Raw genomic sequence first — 19,288 nt, forward strand, 5'->3', positions numbered from 1 at the left:
AATTGAATGGTGTTGCATTACCACCAGCACCTCCAGAAAGACCAGTTGCATCTATTGAAACGATTCCTCCTGGTGCTCGTATTAATGATGCGGAAATTGCAGCTAAAGTTTCTATGGATCTTGCTGCAGGGTTAGTAGCATGTAGCCAAGCTATGGGACAATCCCTTCGAGAAGATGTAGGAATGATGTTTGGTCAATTTCATATGAAAAAAGCGCAAGCTGGAGCTATATTACTTCGTCTGAATAAGAAAAAAGGCTGGATTATTCCGCCTCCATTACATGTTCTACAATCAGATCAAGCATAATACCTAAATAAAATTCAATCTATTCTTTGAATGTTGCAGTGAGGTTGTTTAGAAAAATAAAGGTTATTAGTGAATTAAAATAAGTGGCAGAGTCGTGACCGCTTTTTGGCAGGAAATGTGCCGGTTGTTTTGGTATAAACGTGTTATATTTGTATAGTGAGAAGTGGCGGAAAACACTACTCACTATGTTTTTTCTAAAATTCTAAACGGTTCGTAATGACAGCACATAAAATCCGAAACCAGCAGATGGTAACGATTGAATGATACCGTTATTAAGGAGAGCTTTTGCTCTTCTTCCAGTTACTTAATAGTGTATTAATAGATTGATACTTAATATTAGGTGATTGGAAGAAGGATAAAACTTCATTTACCGTAATTGAAGTAAAAATTAATAATTTATATCAAAGCGTCCATTCGTGCGCTTTTTATTATTTGTGTGGGAGGTAGAATTTATATGACGGAAACACATTTAAGTGATGAAATTGCAGGGAAACATTATAGAAGAAGCTAACAAGCTGCATAAGTAACTCGGATTCAATGTAGATTTAGAGTTGCTTATACTAGTGCAGAAAAGATTATTGATCGTCTTGAAGAGAATAGAGTTATTGGTCCGTATGAAGGAAGTAAACCAAGAGTAGCATCCAAAACGGGTGCTTTTTTTGTTATATAGAAATTATACATTAAACGTATTTAAATACTGTTTTAGGTATAACATGAATTGTCATCAATGGTACAGGTAACGGATATTTTTCTATTTAGATTAGATGTTAAATGTACCGTGAAACTCTTGGAAATACAATGCTGGAAAAATATAATGATATTGGTATATTACAGGAGAAGGCGCAATTGTAGGAGTAAAGGGGATATGCCCAGGTTGCATACCATATTGACCATATGAAGGATGGTGAATTAAATGTTGCCAAGTCGAAGTTGGAGCTACAACAATCCTCATCGGGAAAGGATTCATAATATAATCACTCCTAAAGTAGTATTCATGTAATAGGGTATGCGCTTACTGAATATAGATGTGCACAATCTGGTTCTATAAACATAATAATCAGCAGACAGAAAATAGGGTTACTAATCTTATGATGTGTCCATTATGGGTGTTTTATTTTACTATGTAGATAGAACAAACATGTGTATAGCAATTATCGTAGGCGCTGCCGTGATCTGGGTGGCACATTGTTTGTTGTTAAGGAAAGATAAGGATTAACAAAACAAACTCAACTCAACCCATTTAATGGTAATTGATTAAAGGTATAGTCTAATGTAACACATCATATATTTTGTTACGTTAATTTCGATAAAAATAGAAATAGTTAACTAAGTGAAACTTATGCATGGAAAAGTAGGTGTTCAAGGTGAAAAACAGCGTAAAATCAACGATGTATAAAACATGTTGTAAGAGTAAGTTCTTGAAAGTGTCACAAACGTTGATATGACGGCATATTTCCCAAAAACCTTGTTTACATAAGTAACCTTATCGGTAGTGAATTTGAATATCTATTCATTTCCCGTGCATACAACAAATTTCATTATGGATTTTTAAAAATATGATTCTTTTGAGGTGGTTTTGTGGGAGTTAATATAAATAAAATAGAAACTCACTTTAAACATTTCTTATAGCTAAGAATACTTATGTAAATATGGGAAACAGATTCGATTCTTGGAATGAGGGGATCGATGTGGATATAACGCAAAGTATGGCAAGAATAGTTGTTAATGGGAAAGACCTTCCGTTTACTTCAGTTAGGACTTCTATCTGGATTAATGGCCCTGCGAATGATCTAATTGTTACGACTAAACAAAGAGTAGATGAGCTTTATCGTTTTATGTGGACACGGGTGCCAGTCATGCTAACGATGTATTTCCTTCAAGGTGCTGACATGATGAGATTTGCTAGGGTTGCAGGTGTTGATGAAAGCATAACGGGAGAATATATATATCATTTTATTTGGTGATAAGAAAAAACTTTAAGTAGCTTAACGGCTGCTTTTTTATTTTGTAAAGCGATTATCGTGAGGTGGTGTAAATGGAAGAAAATATAAAAGTTCCTACATGTTCTGTTTGTAATGAACCCTGCATGTGGACATTAAAAATGCCATTAACTATTACTCATTTTGATAAAACATATATCCGCGAAGCAAATACGGATAATGCTTATATATGCATTGAGTGTTTAGAGAAGGAAGTACAAACAATTGGATAAGGGGGCAGGTGTTATGTAATTATGGCCAGACAACGAAGTCCAGACCGTAATAAAGCGTATGAAATATTTAAAGAACATAACGGTGATATTACGAATCGAAAAATCGCTGAATTGTTGTCTACATCCGAAAAAACTGTAAGCGAAAAAACGGTTGGCGGATGGAAATCCAAAGATGGATGGATAGACAAATTAAATGGAGTACTCCATAAAAATGAACGGAGTACTCCAAAGAAAGATACGGAGTACTCCAAAAAGAAACCAGGAGCACCCAAGGGCAATAAGAATGCTGTAAACAATCGCGGTGGAGCTAAAAAAGGCAATAAAAATGCTGTCGGTAATTCCGGAGGTTCTGCTCCACTGCGTAATGGTAATGCTGCTACTCATGGTTTATATAGAAAGTATTTACCAAAAGAATTATATGATTTAAAAGAAGAGCTAGAGGAAGCGATTAACAATGATCCTTTATCGATTCTATGGGAAATATAATGTTGCAGCACGCTCAAATCATTCATGCTCAACGTATTATGTTCGTTAATAATAAAGAGGACATGACAAAGGAACTAAGAAAGAAAAAACTTAGTGAAAGTGGATTTGAAGAAGAGTGGGAAATTCAATTTGCTTGGGATAAACAAGCGAGTTTCTTAAATGCTCAATCTAAGGCCCTTTCAACTTTGTCTGCTCTTATTAGAGATTTTGACAGATTAGCAAATATAGATGATGAGCGACGTGCCAAACTTGAATTTATCCAGGTTCAAATCGACAAAATTAAATCTAATACTAATAACGATGATAACAATATTGAGCCAGTTGTCATTGTAGACAATATCAGTGGTGATTTAAATGACTAAAAAGCACATCGGTGAAATACTGCCACCGGCATTTCATCAAGTTTGGTTAGCTCGTAAATGTGAATCGATATTAAAAATCGTTTGTAAAGGCGGACGTGGTTCAGGTAAATCTACTGATATATCCATTTGTATTGTGATGGATCTTATTCAGTTTCCTATTACAGTGCTTTGCATACGTAAAGTAAAGGATACAATAAGGGAATCCTGCTATGAGCAAATAAAAGAAGCTATAGAAATACTAGGTGTAGAACATTTATTTCGTTTTAAAGAAAGTCCAATGGAAATCATTTATAAGCCGCGTGGAAACAAAATGATATTCCGTGGTGCTGATGACCCTGCAAAAATCAAATCTATTAAGATAGCAAAATATCCAGTTGCTATTGCATGGTTTGAAGAATTGGCCGAATTTAAATTAGAAGAAGATGTTTCTACAATAGAAAAATCTATTTTGCGTAAAGAATTACCGAATGGATTGCGATATAAAATGTATTACTCATACAACCCACCGAAGAGAAAACAATCCTGGGTTAATAAGAAGTTTGAAACGCAATTCAGACCAAAGAATACATTTGTACATCATAGTACATACCATGATAACCCGCATATTTCTAAGCAGTTTGTAGAAGAAGCAGAAGAAACGAAAAGGCTTAAACCGCAGCAATATGAACATGAGTATGAAGGAAAACCAACAGGCAGCGGCGTTGTTCCATTTAGTAGCCTTAAATTCAGACGTATTACAGATAAAGAAATTAAAACATTTGATAATATACGTCAAGGAATTGACTGGGGTTATGGGAATGACGCGCTGTCTTTTGGTCGTATGCATTATGACAAAACACGCAGGAAGCTTTATATATTTGGTGAAATACATGGTGTTAAAATCAGTAACCGTTCATTAGCTGAAAAGATTAAGAAACTCGGCTGGGATGATGTTGAAATAATTGCGGATTCTTCTGAACCAAAATCAATCGATGAAATGAAAAACGATCATGATATTAAGAGAATCAAGGGTGCAGTTAAAGGGCCTGGTTCTGTTGAATACGGAGAAAAATGGTTAGATGATTTAGTAGAAATCATAATTGATCCCGAGCGTTGTCCAAAAACTGCAGGTGAATTTGAAAATATTGATTATGAAGTTGATAAAGATGGTAATCCGAAAAACAGATTACAAGATAAGGACAATCATAGTATCGATATGACTCGTTATGCATGTGAGGACGATATGAGCAAACGTAAAGTAGTTATGGGTGGAAAGGTTAAAAGAATGTAGTCGAGCATTTATTGTTCGGCTATTTCTTTTGCTTTCTATTAATAGAAGAAAGGAGGACATACAAAGGATATGAGCGACAAGAAAACCATAAAAAATGTAAAAGTATTTAGTATAAATAAATCCGCAGATGGCCCAAAGAATAAGGAAGATAACAGCAAACAAATGGCAGTTGACCCATTCGCACAAATATATGGAGATAGGGGATTGGTTAAGCCTCCTTATGATATGAAGGTACTGATGGATATAAAGGAAAGTAACCCTATTCATTCTGCTTGTATTAGCGCGAAAGTGGATGATATTGCAGGTGTCGGCTTTGACTTCGCGCCTTTTGAAGAAGTGAAAGAAGCAGCGAGCCAGGAGCAATATGAAATGCTAAAGAATTTCATGCGGAAGTGCAACCCAGAAATGACAAGTTCAGAAATTCTTAGAGCTGTATGGGAGGATTATGAAACAGTTGGCTGGGGCATTATTGAAGTTGTTCGCGATAATAAAGGTGAAAGTCCGGTAGAGCTTTATCATATACCGGGACATACAGTACGTGCTCATAAGGACAAAATACGCTTTGCTCAAATCGTAAACAATAAAGAAATATGGTTTAAAAAGTTTAATTATCCAGATGATTATCATCTTGCTAATGGTAGGCCTTTAGGTGCAGATGATCTTATAGGAAATGGAACAGAAAAAGCCGGAGAAGTAATTGTTATTCGTAAATTTGGTTCTCGTTCTTCTTATTATGGAATACCTAATTACGTTAGTTCTATAGGTTCAATAGTGGGTTCACAAGCAGCAAGAGATTACAATATCGACTTTTTTACAGGTAAAACCATCCCGGATTCCATTTTATTTCTTGAGGGAGTCGATGAAGTAGATTCTGGAACAGAAAATGAACTGAAAGCATTCTTCTCTGCAGAAACAAAAGGAGAACATCATAAATTAGCCGTTGTACCTGTGCCAGATGGTGCGAAAGCAAGGTTAGAAAAGATTAGTCCAGATGTAAAAGAAGGTAGTTTCCGTTTATATAAACAGGATAGCGCAATGGAGATATGTGTGGCCCATCGTGTACCGCCTTATCGTATCGGCTGGGCTATGACAGGTTCATTGGGGCAAACAACTGCTAAAGAAATGAACGAGATGTACAAGCGCTCTATTATAGAGCCTGGTCAAGAAATCCTAGAGCATCGATTGAACAATCAATTGTTCCGTGTATTCGCTGAAATACTAGGTAGTTTAGATTGGCATTTCAAATTAAATGAAATTGATACGGATGACCGTGAAGCGGATTTAAAGTATGCAAAAGACAGTTATGAGGGTGGAATATTAAAACTGAATGAGTCTCGTAAAGTAGTAGGTTATGAACCTGTACCAGAAGGAGATAAATTCTTTGATGGTAAAACTGAATCTTCTCCGCCTGAACCAATTGCGAAAGCTGCAGATAATGAGCAAGAGAACATAATTGCTATTAATGCATTTAGGGAAAAGCATGAAGAAGTAGAGAAAGCTATGCAAAAGAAGGTAGCGGATTTTTTTCCGGACAGGGAAGACGGCTCTTAAACCTGCTTCCCATAATTCGTATTAATAAAGCAGATGAAGAAATTGATCTTGTAATTGCAGAAGCAGAAGTTGATGAATTTCTTGATAGTGTCAATTGGGATGAAGAAAGACAAATGTTTGTCGATGAAGTCACAGACACGCTGCAGGATGATGTAACAGAATTTGTACAAAGTACCATTGCATCAAACGGTTTAACCTGGATGGTATTTGATCCAATTGGTGACGTTGCTGCAAAATGGGTTGCTGCTTATGCCTTTGAATTAGCAAAGGGAATCCATGAAACTACTAAAGATAGATTAAGAGAAACAATGTTAAAGAATCTTAGTGAGGGAATGGGTGTCGATGCATTAAGTGTTTCTATTGCAGATGTAATGTCAGAAGCAAGCAACTACAGAGCAATGATGATTGCACGTACAGAAACAACATATGCAATGAATTACGGCAATTTAATTGCATATAAGGGCGCAAATAGAAACAAGAAAACATGGCTTACAGGAAACGATGAGCGTGTTTGTAAAGAATGTGGTGGTTTACATGGCGAAACGGTAGATATTGATGATCTATTTAGCAATGGAAAGATGTGCCCACCAGCCCATCCACATTGTCGCTGCACCATGATTTCAGAAGAGTAATAAAATACACCTATTTAATTGGGGTTTCATCGTCAAAACGTATACGGCTTTAAATTGGCCACTATGCGTTTTGACAGTGGAACCCCAATATTTATAGGGAAGGAGGTAAAACGATGGGATACGAACTAAAAAACGCCAATATCAGCTATGTTTCATTAGTTACAAAGGGCGCTAACGGTCGTCAATTTGCCATTATGAAAAGCGAATCTGCTAAACAACCAAATATATCAAAGCAAGTTCCAATCCTTAAAACAGAGGAAGATAAGCAGCTTGTTACAGGGGTTGTGTATGAACCGGATGTAGAAGATTCACACGGGGATACAATGACTGCAGAAGAAATAGAAAAGGCTGCTTATACCTTTATGGAAAATTACCAACACATCGATAAACAACATGATGAAGTTGCAGGTAAAGGAACAGTTGTTGAAAACTGGATTGCTAAAAGTGATATGACAGTAGGCGAACAAGAAGTACAAGCAGGAACATGGCTTATGACTGTTCGTGTCGATGATGCAGACACCTGGGAAGAAATTAAAAAAGGTGAAGTTACCGGTTTTTCTATGGGTGGCTTTGGTGAACGTGTGGAAATCGCGAAGGAAGAAGATTTTACTCATGAAGATAAAGGTCTTATTCGAAAAATGCTAGATTTCGTTAAAGGTGAAACTCACAAAATCGCAAAAGGCGAAGTAAAAGACCGCTTTATTGATGAAAAACAAAAGCGTGATTTACGGGCTGTTTTTAATTTGTTTGAAGATGTGTTCTATTGGGAGATTTGGGAAAGTAATCCCGATATCGACCGTATGGCAGCTGCTCTTGACGATATGAAGGACATACTTTTTTCTATTAAAGGTGGTTATACCATTGCGAAATCAGAAGACAGTGTACAAGCAGAAAGCATTGTTTTAGAAAGTATTAAAAAAGCGGGGAAAGTATTATCCCAAAAGAATCATACAAAATTAGATGAAGCATTAGCTTTAATTACTGAAATAAAAGAAGCTGCTTCACCACAGGAGGAAGATGAAATGAAAGCAGAAGATATTGCAGAGATTGTTAAACAAGCAGTAGAGCCACTAGCTACCAAGTTAGATAAGATTGAAAAACAAGTGAATGGTGAAGAAGTAGAACCGACACCAGAAGAGCAAACGGATGAAGAGAAAGTTGCAGCAGTTATTCAAAAAGCATTGGAGCCATTTGCTGAACGTCTTGAGAATATCGAAAACGCGGCTTCTATTCGTAAAAGTTTAGATCCAGACGAAGAATTTACACCAGGACAACAACAAATTAAAAAGTCTAAATGGGCAGGAATTAACCTGTAATATAAGGGGGAAATATAAATATGGGCACAATGAACAATCAGGATTTATTAAAACGTGTATCTAGAATTGAAAAGACAATTACTACAGGATCAGTTTCTTCTGGTTTATTAAATCCAGAGCAAAGCAAAGAATTCTTTAGAATGGCATTTGACGCAACACCATTCTCTCAATTACATCGAAAAGAGATGCGTAAAGCAAAACAAGGTGTACTTGATAAAGTTGGTATTGGCGGCCGCATTCTACGTAAGAAAACAGAGAATAAAGATGAGGATTACCGTGCAGGTGTTAATACATCAACTATTCCATACAATACAAAAGCACTTCGTCTACCTTGGGAAATTACAGAAGAAACGCTGCGTGAAAATATTGAAGGTGAAGGTTTTGAAGATACTGTAATGACACTTATGTCAACTCAAACAGGTATTGATTTAGAGGATTTACACTGGAATGGTGATGTTGAATCATCTGATCCATTTTTATCAATTAACGATGGCTGGTTGAAGAAGATATTAAAATCAAAAGAATCGCATATTATTGACCACGCTAAACTAGTAACTGGTACAGGGGAAGAAGCAAAAGCTAATGGATTTGGTAAAGGTTCGATCTTTGCTTTATCTGGTGTAATGCCAAATAAATATAAAAATAGTAATCTACGTTGGATTATGTCACCAAATCGTAGAGAAAAATGGATTGAATATTTAACAAACCGTCCAACTGGAGCGGGAGACGCTGCGTTATTAGGAGCAGGAGATCAAGTAAATAAACCAATGGGTTATGGGATTGTTACAGTTCCTTCTCTATCAGATGACATTATTATTCTTGCAGATCCACGTAACTTTATTGCTGTTAACACATATGAAACTCGCATTCGTAAAACAACAGAAGGTAAATCTGCAGTAATGGAAGATAAACGATTCTATGTAATTCACTTTGATGATGATGCTGTAATTCAAGAAATGGATGCAGTAGCAATTCTAACAAATATTCCTGATACGTTTGGTGCTTAATAACCAGGCGTATTTTTTATGGACGAAAGCTCTTTATTATTAGGGTTTTGAATGTATACTTTTTTTATAATTTCTTGTTTTTAATAGGAAACGAGATATAACCAATAAAACCAACAATACGAATGTAAACTTTCATGCGATAGTTTACATTCGTGAAAGGGGTGTTAATTATGAAAGTAGTTACGCTGCGATTCGGTGGCACTTACACCGCTTATGGACAAAAGTTTAAGAATGGCCAAGAAGAAACAGTTGCAAATGATAAAGCTGATTATCTTGTAAGTACTGGACATTTTGAACTTGTAAAAGAAGTCGATAAGAAGGAGAAAGAAACATAATGGATATTACCGTGCAGGACATTAAAGACCGCGTAAATGTGCATAAAATGCCGGATACGGTTATTCAAGAACTAATAGATTACTATGCAGTTATTGCTAAGAAATATTTAAGAGTTAAGCCGGAGAATCCAATGAAAGAAATCATTCAAACAAGCAAACTAGCTTGGCTTTCCTTTCCGGCTGAACCTATAGCAAAAGTAACTCATGTTAGTTCTAAACAAGATATGACCGATTCTATTACTGTAAATGGGCGTATTGTTTATGGTTTATCCGAAAATCAGTTATATGAATTTGAATATAAGATACAAGATTATGATGATCTGCAGGTACTTATGAAGAAATGCATTATTGATTTGGTTGTTTCTGCAGTAGTTCGTGCTAACTTACAACGAAAAGGTATGAAGACATCGGAGAGTATTGGTGATTATTCGTACCAGATTAGCCCAGAAACGCTAGATGAACCAGCTACAAACAATAAGATACTCAATGGTTTAAAAGGATTTAGAGCAAGAATTAAGCCGGTGATGGCCACATGAACGAAATGTATTTCGATGATGGTGGAATGGATGATTTATATATTCATGAGGTAGTTGTAAAACGAAAAATGAAAAAGAAACAATCCTCTGGTAATTATGCAGAAACAGAAGAAGACATTTATGAGAATATGACTTGTCGTGTAACTACTAATTCTGCTGCTGATAATGAAAGGTTTAAGCGTGATAAACAAAATTTTGATACAACATTTAAGATATATGCGCCTGCTTCTTACAAAATTAAACCCAATGATCGTATTCATTTCAAAAGTGAAGAATTAGGTGTTGATTATACGTTTGAAGTTAAAGGAGAACCGCGCAATCCTGCGTTTATGAATCACCACATTGAAATTTATTGCGAAAAGGTATGATTCTATATGGCTAATTCAGTAGAAATTGAGTATTCAAGCAATATGGAGCAAATCAAGACGCATATTAACGCTATGTGTGTTGAAAAGGTCACAGCAGCATCTATTCATTTACAAAATCAAGTGAAGAAGAATCTCACGGGTAGCCGTAGCGGTAAACAATACAAAATACCTCATACGAGTCGTAAATATACTGCTTCTAAACCAGGTGAAGCTCCTGCTGTTCGTACCGGTGACTTGTTAAACTCGATTAAATACAATGTTAAACGGTCACAATCAGAGGTTTTGGGTGCAGTAGGGAGCGACTTACAGAAAGCAATATGGCTTGAAACTGGTACAAGTCATATGGAAGCCCGTCCATTCCTATTAAAAGCGTTTGAAAAAGAACGCAGAGAACTTAAAAGAATGATGGGAGGGTAATAGATGTCTAACGCTATTGCAGCTATTAGAATGCTTGTAGAGAACGATGAAATAATAAAAGCTAATCTATCAGAATATGGTGAAGGCGAGGACAAAGGCCCTGCTCTTTCATTCCAGACTGCACAAGATGATATGGAAATGCCTTATGTAGTTATGAGAATTGAAGCAGATAATCCGGATGATGTTGAAATTATAGATCGTATGATTCTAAATTTCGATGTGTATTGTGATAATGGGGATTATGATAAGGCAAAGTTAATTGCTACACGTATTGAAAAGTTACTAGATAGAGAAGTTGGTTTAAAAGATGATGGGATACTTTCTATACATCGTGCAGGTAAACTGCCGGTACCAGATGAAGATCCATCTATCATTCATATAAATGCGAAATTTCTTGTCCGAACCATGCGAACGGACTTGTATTAGGGGGTAGGGCAAATGAGCTGGAAATTAATTAATGGTGTCCGTGAAGGGACTACAGATAATTTTGTTATCGGTCCTGGTGTCATGTACAAAGGGTTTAAAAGTGTAAAAGAATTAGGTGAACTTGTAGGAGCGACTACAGGCGGAACTAAAGTGGGTTTTGATCGTGAGTATTATGATGCAGATATTGATGGTGTACTAGGTAAAATGGTACGCGGTAAGTGGTTATTAAAAGATGAACCGCATGTAGAACTTACATTAGTAGAGTTTACAAAAGAAAACCTGCAGTTAGCTTTACCAGGGATGACGGTAGATAGTACAACTGAAACTGATTACGATATTATGAAACCTTCAAATGATATTCCAGATTCGAATTACCATGATATCGCACTAATCGGTATGATTTCGGGTAGTGAGTTACCAGTCATTTTTGTAATTCGTAATGCAATGGTAGTTTCATCTATTGAAGTGGATCTAAAAGACGGTAAAGGAACGGTTGGTTTGAAATGTAAGTTTATCGGTCATTACAGTGAATCTGCACCAACTACACCACCATACGAAATCTATTTACCAAAGAAAAAGAAAGCAACAGTACAAAAAGCACCGGCTACCGCATAAATGGTAGTCGGTTTTCTATTACATAAAACGAACGGAATACAAAAAAAGGAGCGGACAAAATGACTTCTATATTAGAAAAAATGATGAATACCGGTACAGAAATTACAATCTTAGGTGAAAAAGTAACCATGCGACGATTAAATGTAACGGATGTTTGGCGATTCGCTAAGATTATTTCGAAGGTTGGACGCAGCGCAATGGCTAACTTTGCTGATTTCGGTAAGGATAAGCAAACAATGGATGAACTAACTAAAGCAGCAGAATCTCTTCCAGAAGAAGAAAAACAAGCGCAATTAGTTGCACTTAAAGAGAAGCAGCAACAAAAAGGATTAGAATTCGCTTTCCGTGTTCTAACGATGATCCCTGCTTGTGAGGATGATTTTACAGAGTTCTTTGCTAGTTTATTAAAAGTGAAAGCCGAAGAATTTAGACAGTTCCCTCCGGAAGCAATGGTTGCTGTTATACAGGGCCTATTAGAAAGCGAAGACTTAATGACTTTTTTCAACCAGGTCAAGGGACTCGTGAAAGTTCAGAGCGAGAAATGGAGCCAATCAGCAGCGGCGCCGAACCTAGCGTAAATGAAAAATCAGATGAATATTTAGAGGAAGCCGAACAAAATATGTTACGTGCTTTCGATAAAATACAAAAACGGTATGGATGGACAGATGATTATGTCTTATCAATACCGTATTCGCGTTTAATGGACCTGTTTTCTTTAATTGCACAAGAAGAGCAGCAAGAAGAACTAAATGAGTGGAAGAAGATGGCGTTCATTGGCTTTCAAACTCGTCAACTTGAAGAAGGTACTACTTTTAATGATTATCTTCAAGCCTTTGGACTAACTGACACCCAGGAAGATAAAGAATCGTCTTATGAAATGGGTGAAGTATGGACGAAAGAAGAGTGTGAAGCGCATGTTGCTCAAATCATGGCTCACTTCCGAGAAGACGATGAAGAATAAAATGGTTATCGGCCCCGTGAAAGGGGGTGCGTAAATGTTAGCTGAAATGTTCCAACTGTTCGGAACGATTGGTATTAAAGCAGAAGGCGCTTATAAAGATTTACAACAATTCGAAGATCGTGTACAAAAAACTGCAAATGGAATGCATGATAAGTTTCAAAAAGCAGGGGAATCAATTAGCCATGTAGGTAGCAAGATGCAAGAAACAGGCGCAAATATGACTGCCGGTGTTTCATTACCTTTAGCTGGTATTGGTGCAGCTGCTGTAAAAGTAGCGTCTGATTTTGATGCGTCTAATAGAAAGCTAGAATCTACACTTGGTTTATCAAAAGAAGCTACAAAAGAGCTTGGTAATGTTGCAAAAGATACCTGGAAAGATGGATTTGGAGAAAGTATTCAAGAAGTTGATGAAGCTGTAATACAAGTAAGTCAAAACATGAAGAATCTTTCTTTCGATGAAATGCAGGGAGCTACGCAGAACGCTATGACTCTTGCGAAAACTTTTGACACGGATGTGAATGAGGTTACACGAGGGGCCGGACAGCTTATGAATCAGTTCGGTTTAAGTGCAAAAGAGACATTTGACCTTTTAGCTTCTGGTGGACAAGCAGGATTAAACTTCTCAAATGAAATGTTCGATAACATTTCCGAATACGCGCCTTTATTTAAACAAGCAGGATTTTCTGCAGAAGAGATGTTTACCATTATGGCAAATGGAACACAAGATGGTTCATATAATCTCGATTACATAAACGATCTTGTGAAAGAGTTCGGTATTCGTGTACAAGATGGATCAAAAGGTGTAACAGAAGCCTTTGCAGAAATGAGCCCAGAAACTCAAAAGGTTTGGGACAATTTCAATAAAGGTAAAGGAACTTCTGCAGATGTATTTAATGCCGTCTTAGGTGATTTAGGTAAGATGGACGATAAAGTAAAAGCAAACCAGCTTGGTGTTGCTGTATTCGGTACAAAATGGGAAGACATGGGTGCAGAAGCTGTATTAGGGCTAAATAACGCTGATGGTGCATTACAAAACGTTGATGGCAGCATGAAAAAAATACAGAAAACGCAGCAAGAAGCCTTTGGTGTTCGTTGGCAGAAACTTGCTCGTACTACAATGGCATCATTAGAACCGTTAGGACAAGCTATTTTAGACATTGCAGAAGTAGCTCTTCCTCCAATTATTAAAGCGGTAGAAGTTGCTGCAAAGGCATTTAGTTCTATTCCTAAGCCAATTCAAATTGGTATCGTAGCAATTTTAGGTATGGTTGCTGTATTAGGGCCATTAATTGCCATGATGGGCTTTATGACAAGTGGAGTAGGTGCATTTGTTGGCTCGTTTAGATTCCTTGTACCAGTATTAACAAAAGTACCAATGCTATTTACAGGGATCCTAAAACTTGGCCCTAGATTAATAGGTATGTTCGGAATGATAGGAAGAGCTGTTGCTTTTCTAGGAAGTACTGCATTTGCAGGATTGTTAAAGGTTGGCCCTAAACTTATTGGTATGTTTGGTGCAATAGGAAAAGCCCTAGCACTGTTGGGCAGATCCATGATGACTTTACTGATGAATCCTTGGACAATTGCCATACTAGCAATTGTAGGATTAGTATATCTAATTTATAAAAACTGGGATGACATCGTAAAATACACCAAACAAGCTGTTAAATGGATTGGTGATGTCTGTTCTAAAGCTTGGGACGAAACCGTAAAAGGTGCAAAAACGGCATGGAATGGTTTAGGTAAGTTCTTTTCTGGATTTTGGAATGGTACAAAAAAACTTTTCAAATCTGCTTCATCGTTTTTGGGCAAAGTCTTAGAAGAAGCTTGGAAATATATAAAACAAAGAATTGAATACAATATTAAAATTTGGAAAAACATATTCGAATTTGGATGGAATGCTATTAAATTTGTTTTTAATCTAGCATTAAGCGGTTTGAAAAAGATTGTAGAAGGTACATGGAAGTTCATTAAGAATAGTGTCCAAAAAGCTGTTAACACTTGGAAAAATATATTTAACACTGGATGGAATATTATTAAAAGAATTTTCTCTATAGCTTTAGCTTTAATAAAGCAGTACGTAAAAACCGAATTCGAAAAAATGAAAAATACAATTTCCAGTGTTTTTAATACGATTAAGGATATTGTAAAAAAAGCCTGGGACGCAATTAAATCAACCTTTACTACAGTATTAAAATTCTTAAAAGATTTTGTGAAATCTTCTTGGGAATCTATTAAAGATACAATTTCTAGCGTTATGAACACAATTAAAAATGTGATTCAATCAGCTTGGAATTTTATAAAGTTCATAATCATTAGTGCAGTACGTGAATTTGTTGGGTTTGTAATTACTAATTTCAACAAATTATATAACACAATAACCGATGTTGTTGGCGGTATAAAAGAATTTATTGTTAGTAGCTTTAAAACTATAAAAAAAGCAATCACTGGTGCATTTACAGGGGTTGTAGATACTGTAAAAGATGTATTTAGCAAGGTTGGTTCTATAGTAAAAAACGTAGCAAAAGATGCAGTTAACTGGGGAAAAGATATTATCGCGGGTATCGGTGAAGGTATGTCAGGGATGGCAGATTGGCTTATAAAAAAAGCTAAAGGCGTTGTTTCGGGAATACCTAAAGCCGTATTAAAGTTCTTTGGTATCCGAAGCCCATCCCGGTTAATGATGGAATACGGGGGATATATTACAGAAGGTCTTGGTGTAGGGATGGAAAAAATGATTCCTGCAGTAGACAAAGCTTCTGAACTATTAAATAAAGCTGTCGTTCCACCTAAACCAATGAAACTAGTAACCGATGTATCTAATCAAATTGGACAAATGGGCGCACGTTCTGCTGATTTAATTGGTAAAACTGCACATCCATTTGCTGGACAAACCCACGTTGAGAAGAAAACGGATAATGGCGTAACAATTCAAAATGCTACATTTAAAGTCGCTGTTGAAAAACTACAATCTGCAGACGACTTTGTAAAAATGAGAAAGCTGCTACAAAACGTAGTTGCTGATGATCTAATGGGAATGGCGGTGCGAAATGTATGAGTATATTAAAAACATTGCATAGAAGAGCTGGTTCATACCATCTCTTAGGAAAGGCTGCAGAGTTAAAAGACACAATAAGATATACCATTGATTTCTCATGGCCAGGGACATATAATTTTTCGTTTTTGTCCCAGGTTCCTATTGGTTCTGATGGAATGCTACCAAATAAATACTTTGTAGTTCGGGTTAATGGGATTGAGAGATTCAGAGCACGAGGTCCTTATGATTGGGAAGCGAGAGAAATCTTTGTAGGTGCAGGTCCACAAACGATTGAATTTACAACAATCGGTTATGGATCTTCTGATGTAGCATATATACGAGACGTACATTATTATGCTTTTGGACATGTACCTAATATCGAAAAGATTGAACAAACAAAATTACCGAAATCACTAGATGGCTTAAAAACTTATAATGTCATGCACGGATATCCTCGTTACCAGAGTGCGGGGAATAAAGGTTGTGAAGTAGAATTTACGGCTCTATTCAACGATATCGATCATTGGCGTGAGTTCATGAGGGAAATATATCGCCCTCATATTATTACAGGTGATTATGGTACCTATGGGGGTATTATCCCACCGAATGAAGTAGATGCAATACGAAAAGGAACGCTAGTCATAGCAAAATGCAAATTAATATCTATGTCACAAGCAGGAGTAGGAGTTGATGGAATGTGAGAGAAGGATCTATTTCTTTAATTAGAATGTTGGGGAGCTATTTCCAGGTTGGGAATAACTCCCCTAATTTAATTGTTTATATGAAAAGAAGAGACTCTTCTTCTTACGTACAAATACAACACCGTGTAATAGGCTTAGAAGTGCAGGAGAACGCCGATCAGTTTGCTAGTACATTTACTATTACCTTTGCGAATGAATACGGACAAATGGCCCCTGATAACTGGTATGGTAAGTTCTCTTCTATTTCAGAATGGTTTTATAACAGTGAGGTAACAAATACAAACCAGCTATATCCGCAGACTGAATTTAAAGTGTCTATTGGCTACGGTGAGGAAGCATTACCGTATATACATGGTTTTGTATCTGATGTGAAGGTAAATGCCGAAAGCGGTACTATTTCAGTTACCTGCACTACATCCTATAAGAAGGTTTTACATAAATCAGTAATCCCGACACCTGGATCAGATGAAATTGTTGCACCTACCGGTAATGTTTATGATGTTGTGAAGTTCTTCTTTCAAAAAGCTGGGGTTGTTCTACATGGTAACAGAGTAAATATTCCTGGAACCAATCAGAGCTGGATTGTAGAAGGAGCAACCGGTAAGAGATTTCAAAAATGGGATGAAATTGTTCGCGATATTATAGATACAACATTCCATTATATTAAACACGAACCAGACGGAAGTTGTACGTTTATGAAAATGCCAGACTATGCAATTAATGAACCTGCAAAGTTTAGTTTTAGAGAAGGGGAAAACCTTATTTCTTTAGATATGCAGCTAACTGATCAGGATATAAGTAATAGTATTGTTGTTAAATGTGGAGATTACGCAAACGGATTTCTTAATTCGTTTCTATTAAAAAATGTATCGCAGGGTGATTTACGAGAGGAAATGATAGAAGTGCCCTGGGCGACAACGTTCTTTGCAAGAAGAGCGGTTGCTGCAGCTTATCATTTAAAAGCAATTCAGAAGTTCAGAACATTAACAGTAGCAGTAGTTGGTGATCCAAGGATTCAATTATTTGATGTTATTTCTGTTTACAATAGAGATTCTGGTCAACAGTGGAATTACTTTGTTAAAGGGATTAATACAATGATTTCTGCAGATGATGGATTCTATCAAACTTTAGATTTAACTGTTAACTATGGGTATGAACCTGCTCCTTATACAGATATAACCGGTATTACAGTAAATGTAGATACATTACGTTTAAAACTTTGGGATTGGGATTTAGAGGATGGCGATTTATTAAATATTTACTGTAATGATAAACTAATCGAAGAGAATTATTTCATCCGAAACAATCCGACATATGTAGATATTCCACTTGAATATGGCGTGAATATTATCGTATTTGAAGCAGTACGAAACCCAAAAGGGATTCTTACAGGACGTTTGCAAGTACTGGATACGCAGAATAATATCTTATTTGATTATGGTTCTTTACCAGATTTATCATTTCCTCGGGTAAATCAAGATGCAAATCACTATTATATCCAGCGTCCAGCCAAAACATGGTCTGTTACGCGCGTGAACTAGGGGTGATTCTATGATAATGCAAAAAAACTTATATGATCCAATCATGTATTTGATGAAGGGATTAATCGATAGGCAAATATATACCGGTGGTAAACCAATGCCTGGGAATGATCCAAATGACGTGTTTAAAGAAGGCATGACCGAAGGGTATACACTTATTCGTGACGGTGCTCGTTTATCTGCAGTCGATGGAGATAAATATTTACACTACGATTTAGCTTTTAATGCACATGGCATGTTAGAAAAAGTTCTTGTCTCCCATAAAGTAACCGGAAAAGAGATGGAGATACAATTAATATATAATGCACAAAAACAATTGGAACGTGTGCAGCCGCGACTTCTTAATAAAGGTAACGGTATACTATCTGATTTACCAATTCCCGATGTGTCGTAATGATACACGGGAATTTTTTAATACAAGAAAAGGGTGATTGCTCTTGTTTGAAACAACCTATTTAGCTGGTGGCCGATTAGATCCACCTTTTCATCCAACTAAAACAGAACCATTCATACCTGGTTTCATTATGGATTCTACATCATTTAAAACCGATGAAAAGAAATATACATTACCTGCAGACATGGAGATTTATGCAGTTAGTGTTAGTTCTTCTATTTACGAATTAGATGATAAATGGGATTTAATCGTGAACGGGCAAACCGTTTGCCAAGATATTTATACAAAGCGGATCCCGGAAGGTATGCATTTTATGGTTTATAAAGCAGTAAAAGCAGGAGACACAATTGTATTTCGATTCCATAATCAAGGAATTCTTGATAAAACAGTTTGGTTTGAATTGCACTTTTTAAGATAAGGGGGCGTATTGATGAGTTTTGCTGTTACCTATATGGCTGGTGGAAGATTCGACGCACCTTACTTCCCAACAAAAACAGAGCCATTCATACAAGGGCGAAGAGTTGGTATACATGATGAAATTCATTTAGATAAGTTTTCATTACCATTCGAAACAGAAATGATTGCTTTTTCTGTTGCTGCTTCACATTACAGTGACTCGGACTACTGGAATTTATTTATTAATGGCCAACAAGTATTTAAAGAGGTTTATGTAAAAGATGTGCCGGAGGGATTTAATTTCTCCATTGTAAAACCTATACCTGCTAATGCAGAGCTAAAGTTTGAATACCACAATGCATCCGCAGAGAAAAAGGCTATATGGCTTAATTACCAACTATTAAGAGATTAGGAGCGTGT

The 19,288-nt window shown here is 36.4% G+C and carries 23 protein-coding genes and 2 pseudogenes; 24 read left to right on the top strand and 1 reads right to left on the bottom strand.

Going from position 1 to position 19,288, the window contains the following annotated elements:
- Positions 1-305 (top strand): DUF3231 family protein (locus tag JDS81_RS27785; protein ID WP_199688654.1); only part of this gene is annotated, 305 nt, incomplete at its 5' end.
- 523 nt (positions 306-828) lie between these two features.
- Positions 829-975 (top strand): annotated as a pseudogene (locus JDS81_RS30215) (DNA translocase FtsK); the annotation flags it as partial.
- A gap of 90 nt (positions 976-1,065) precedes the next feature.
- On the opposite strand, the gene JDS81_RS27795 reads toward JDS81_RS30215, so the two are convergent.
- Complete coding sequence (locus JDS81_RS27795; protein WP_098146214.1) at positions 1,066-1,272, bottom strand: hypothetical protein; 207 nt, start codon at positions 1,270-1,272, stop codon at positions 1,066-1,068.
- Between the two features lie 682 nt (positions 1,273-1,954).
- Here JDS81_RS27795 and JDS81_RS27800 point away from each other — a divergent pair.
- From JDS81_RS27800 to JDS81_RS27905, 22 genes and pseudogenes are all read left to right on the top strand, one after another.
- Positions 1,955-2,269 carry a hypothetical protein gene (locus tag JDS81_RS27800; RefSeq protein ID WP_098146212.1) on the top strand — a complete coding sequence of 105 codons (315 nt, stop codon included), beginning with the start codon at positions 1,955-1,957 and terminating at the stop codon, positions 2,267-2,269.
- 71 nt (positions 2,270-2,340) lie between these two features.
- Positions 2,341-2,517 carry a hypothetical protein gene (locus JDS81_RS27805; RefSeq protein WP_179864573.1) on the top strand — a complete coding sequence of 59 codons (177 nt, stop codon included), beginning with the start codon at positions 2,341-2,343 and terminating at the stop codon, positions 2,515-2,517.
- Between the two features lie 21 nt (positions 2,518-2,538).
- A pseudogene (gene terS, locus JDS81_RS27810) lies at positions 2,539-3,365 on the top strand (phage terminase small subunit).
- Positions 3,358-4,635 carry a PBSX family phage terminase large subunit gene (locus JDS81_RS27815; RefSeq protein WP_098146209.1) on the top strand — a complete coding sequence of 426 codons (1,278 nt, stop codon included), beginning with the start codon at positions 3,358-3,360 and terminating at the stop codon, positions 4,633-4,635. The pseudogene terS and the gene JDS81_RS27815 overlap by 8 nt, the downstream one beginning before the upstream one ends.
- Positions 4,636-4,704: 69 nt before the next feature.
- A complete protein-coding gene (locus JDS81_RS27820) occupies positions 4,705-6,186 on the top strand; it encodes a phage portal protein (protein WP_098146207.1) in 1,482 nt (493 codons plus the stop codon).
- A gap of 113 nt (positions 6,187-6,299) precedes the next feature.
- Complete coding sequence (locus JDS81_RS27825; RefSeq protein ID WP_098647525.1) at positions 6,300-6,818, top strand: phage head morphogenesis protein; 519 nt, start codon at positions 6,300-6,302, stop codon at positions 6,816-6,818.
- Positions 6,819-6,931: 113 nt separating this feature from the next.
- The gene (locus tag JDS81_RS27830; RefSeq protein WP_098146203.1) at positions 6,932-8,134 is read left to right on the top strand and encodes an XkdF-like putative serine protease domain-containing protein; all 1,203 of its coding nucleotides are present in this window, start codon (positions 6,932-6,934) and stop codon (positions 8,132-8,134) included.
- Positions 8,135-8,163: 29 nt separating this feature from the next.
- A complete protein-coding gene (locus tag JDS81_RS27835; protein WP_033660281.1) occupies positions 8,164-9,141 on the top strand; it encodes an XkdG in 978 nt (325 codons plus the stop codon).
- A gap of 170 nt (positions 9,142-9,311) precedes the next feature.
- A complete protein-coding gene (locus tag JDS81_RS27840; protein ID WP_000869882.1) occupies positions 9,312-9,476 on the top strand; it encodes a YqbF domain-containing protein in 165 nt (54 codons plus the stop codon).
- A complete protein-coding gene (locus tag JDS81_RS27845; RefSeq protein ID WP_199688655.1) occupies positions 9,476-10,012 on the top strand; it encodes a hypothetical protein in 537 nt (178 codons plus the stop codon). The genes JDS81_RS27840 and JDS81_RS27845 overlap by 1 nt, the downstream gene beginning before the upstream one ends.
- Positions 10,009-10,380 (top strand): hypothetical protein, encoded by a 372-nt coding sequence (locus tag JDS81_RS27850; protein WP_001004653.1) that lies wholly within the window; start codon positions 10,009-10,011, stop codon positions 10,378-10,380. Before JDS81_RS27845 ends, JDS81_RS27850 begins: the two co-directional genes overlap by 4 nt.
- 6 nt (positions 10,381-10,386) lie before the next feature.
- Positions 10,387-10,797, top strand: coding sequence for an HK97-gp10 family putative phage morphogenesis protein (locus tag JDS81_RS27855; RefSeq protein ID WP_000024032.1), 411 nt, complete (start codon positions 10,387-10,389; stop codon positions 10,795-10,797).
- 3 nt (positions 10,798-10,800) lie between these two features.
- A complete protein-coding gene (locus JDS81_RS27860; RefSeq protein ID WP_000063393.1) occupies positions 10,801-11,223 on the top strand; it encodes a hypothetical protein in 423 nt (140 codons plus the stop codon).
- A 12-nt stretch (positions 11,224-11,235) separates the two neighbouring features.
- A complete protein-coding gene (locus JDS81_RS27865; RefSeq protein WP_000118571.1) occupies positions 11,236-11,838 on the top strand; it encodes a hypothetical protein in 603 nt (200 codons plus the stop codon).
- A 59-nt stretch (positions 11,839-11,897) separates the two neighbouring features.
- Complete coding sequence (locus JDS81_RS27870; RefSeq protein ID WP_098141657.1) at positions 11,898-12,416, top strand: hypothetical protein; 519 nt, start codon at positions 11,898-11,900, stop codon at positions 12,414-12,416.
- Positions 12,380-12,799, top strand: a complete 420-nt coding sequence (locus JDS81_RS27875) for a hypothetical protein (RefSeq protein ID WP_098146201.1) — start codon at positions 12,380-12,382, stop codon at positions 12,797-12,799. The genes JDS81_RS27870 and JDS81_RS27875 overlap by 37 nt, the downstream gene beginning before the upstream one ends.
- A gap of 34 nt (positions 12,800-12,833) precedes the next feature.
- Positions 12,834-15,857 (top strand): phage tail tape measure protein, encoded by a 3,024-nt coding sequence (locus JDS81_RS27880; RefSeq protein ID WP_199688656.1) that lies wholly within the window; start codon positions 12,834-12,836, stop codon positions 15,855-15,857.
- The gene (locus JDS81_RS27885) at positions 15,854-16,537 is read left to right on the top strand and encodes a hypothetical protein (RefSeq protein ID WP_098146197.1); all 684 of its coding nucleotides are present in this window, start codon (positions 15,854-15,856) and stop codon (positions 16,535-16,537) included. Before JDS81_RS27880 ends, JDS81_RS27885 begins: the two co-directional genes overlap by 4 nt.
- Positions 16,534-18,078, top strand: a complete 1,545-nt coding sequence (locus JDS81_RS27890; RefSeq protein WP_001206679.1) for a hypothetical protein — start codon at positions 16,534-16,536, stop codon at positions 18,076-18,078. Before JDS81_RS27885 ends, JDS81_RS27890 begins: the two co-directional genes overlap by 4 nt.
- A gap of 10 nt (positions 18,079-18,088) precedes the next feature.
- Positions 18,089-18,472 (top strand): hypothetical protein, encoded by a 384-nt coding sequence (locus tag JDS81_RS27895; RefSeq protein ID WP_000605844.1) that lies wholly within the window; start codon positions 18,089-18,091, stop codon positions 18,470-18,472.
- 43 nt (positions 18,473-18,515) lie between these two features.
- The gene (locus JDS81_RS27900) at positions 18,516-18,890 is read left to right on the top strand and encodes a Low copy number virion structural protein (protein ID WP_098054047.1); all 375 of its coding nucleotides are present in this window, start codon (positions 18,516-18,518) and stop codon (positions 18,888-18,890) included.
- A gap of 12 nt (positions 18,891-18,902) precedes the next feature.
- Positions 18,903-19,280 (top strand): Low copy number virion structural protein, encoded by a 378-nt coding sequence (locus JDS81_RS27905; protein WP_098054044.1) that lies wholly within the window; start codon positions 18,903-18,905, stop codon positions 19,278-19,280.
- Positions 19,281-19,288 lie beyond the last annotated feature (8 nt).

This window comes from Bacillus cereus group sp. N31 (assembly GCF_016483245.1).
GTDB lineage: Bacteria > Bacillota > Bacilli > Bacillales > Bacillaceae_G > Bacillus_A > Bacillus_A toyonensis.